2 protein-coding genes are annotated in these 1,349 nt (G+C 58.1%); both read right to left on the bottom strand.

Annotated features, from left to right (window positions below; all coding sequences use genetic code 11):
- Positions 1–372: IS91 family transposase (locus tag PFRI_RS02295; RefSeq protein WP_175549224.1), on the bottom strand; the 372-nt coding region annotated here is incomplete at its 3' end.
- Between the two features lie 11 nt (positions 373–383).
- On the bottom strand, positions 384–1,271 hold the full coding sequence (locus PFRI_RS02290) for a tyrosine-type recombinase/integrase (protein ID WP_072629145.1): 888 nt from the start codon (positions 1,269–1,271) through the stop codon (positions 384–386).
- Positions 1,272–1,349: the final 78 nt, after the last annotated feature.

Raw genomic sequence — 1,349 nt, 5'->3', positions numbered from 1 at the left:
TGCCTTAAATAGCTGGCCATAGACGGCGCGCTTGTTCCAATATGCGATACGGGCGATCTCGGCCGGCAGCGTGAACACCACATGGAAGTATTCCACGGGCAACAGATCTTCGGCTCGTGCCGCCATCCAGCTACGTGCTGCCGGTCCCTGGCATTTAGGGCAATGCCGGTTCTTGCAAGAGTTGTAAGCGATATGTTGGTGATCGCATTTGGTGCACGCGGCCACATGCCCGCCGAGCGCCTCGGTTCGGCAGGCCTCAATGGAGGACATCACTTTGAGCTGGGACAGGCTGACATGTCCCTTATTGGCCTGCCGCCACACAGGGCCGTGGGTGTGGAATATATCGGCAATCTCCAGCTTTGCTCTGGCCAACTGACCGGTGCTCAGCCCGGTCGGTGACGCAGGTTCTCGACGCTCAACGTCTTGAGGGCTTCGAACGGGCTGGGCGTGTCACGGATAGTTTTGGTGGCGACATGGGTATAACGCGCCGTCGTGCTCAGCTTGGCGTGGCCGAGCAACACTTGGATCACCCGGACGTCAATGTTTGCCTCCAACAGGTGCGTGGCAAAGCTGTGCCGCAGCGTGTGCAAAGTTGCGGGCTTGGAAATACCTACCAAGTGCTTGGCTGAGTTGAATGCCCGACTTAACTGTCGTGCAGAGATTGGGTTGATCTTGGGTTTACCCGGAAACAGCCACCCCGCAGGCTGCGCCTCGCGCCAGTAGTCGCGTAGCAGGTCCAACAAGTCGGGAGACAGCATCACCTTGCGGTCCTTGCCGCCTTTGCCCTCGTCAACGTGGATCAGCATCCGATCGCTGTCGATATCACTGACTTTGAGACTGCAAACCTCCAATGCCCGCAATCCAGCGCCATAAGAAATGCTCAGCGCCGCGCGGTATTTAAGTCCCGGCCCAGGAGCCGCGGCAATCACCTCGGAAACCTCCTCGATGCTCAGCACTGTCGGCAGCCTGCGTGGCTGCGTCCGGAACTGCATGTAGCGCTTCATATCCTCACGGTCGCAGGTCGTGCCGAACAGAAACCGCAGTGCCATGATCCGCGCGTTGAACGTCGGCGGCGTCACTTCCGTATTGGTCATGTGAAGCTGATAGGCCCGTAGGTCATCTGGCGTGGCGGTATCAGGCGACCGCTTGAGAAACCCGGCAAAATCCTTGATCGCCCGGATATGGGCCTTCTGGGCCTTATCGCCCATTCCGTGTATACGCATATCTTCGATCATCCGCTCACGCAGCGGGGTCATCTTCTCCTGTGTCATGGGAACCTCCTGTTTGACGATTGAGAAGCCCCAATCGTCAAACAGGTTCGCTAGATCTCAAAATGCACTCGGCCAAAG

This window comes from Planktotalea frisia (genome assembly GCF_001890925.1).
Taxonomy (GTDB): domain Bacteria; phylum Pseudomonadota; class Alphaproteobacteria; order Rhodobacterales; family Rhodobacteraceae; genus Planktotalea; species Planktotalea frisia.
Note: the sequence above shows the minus strand (reverse complement) of the source record. Positions and strands in the feature narration are given on the sequence as shown.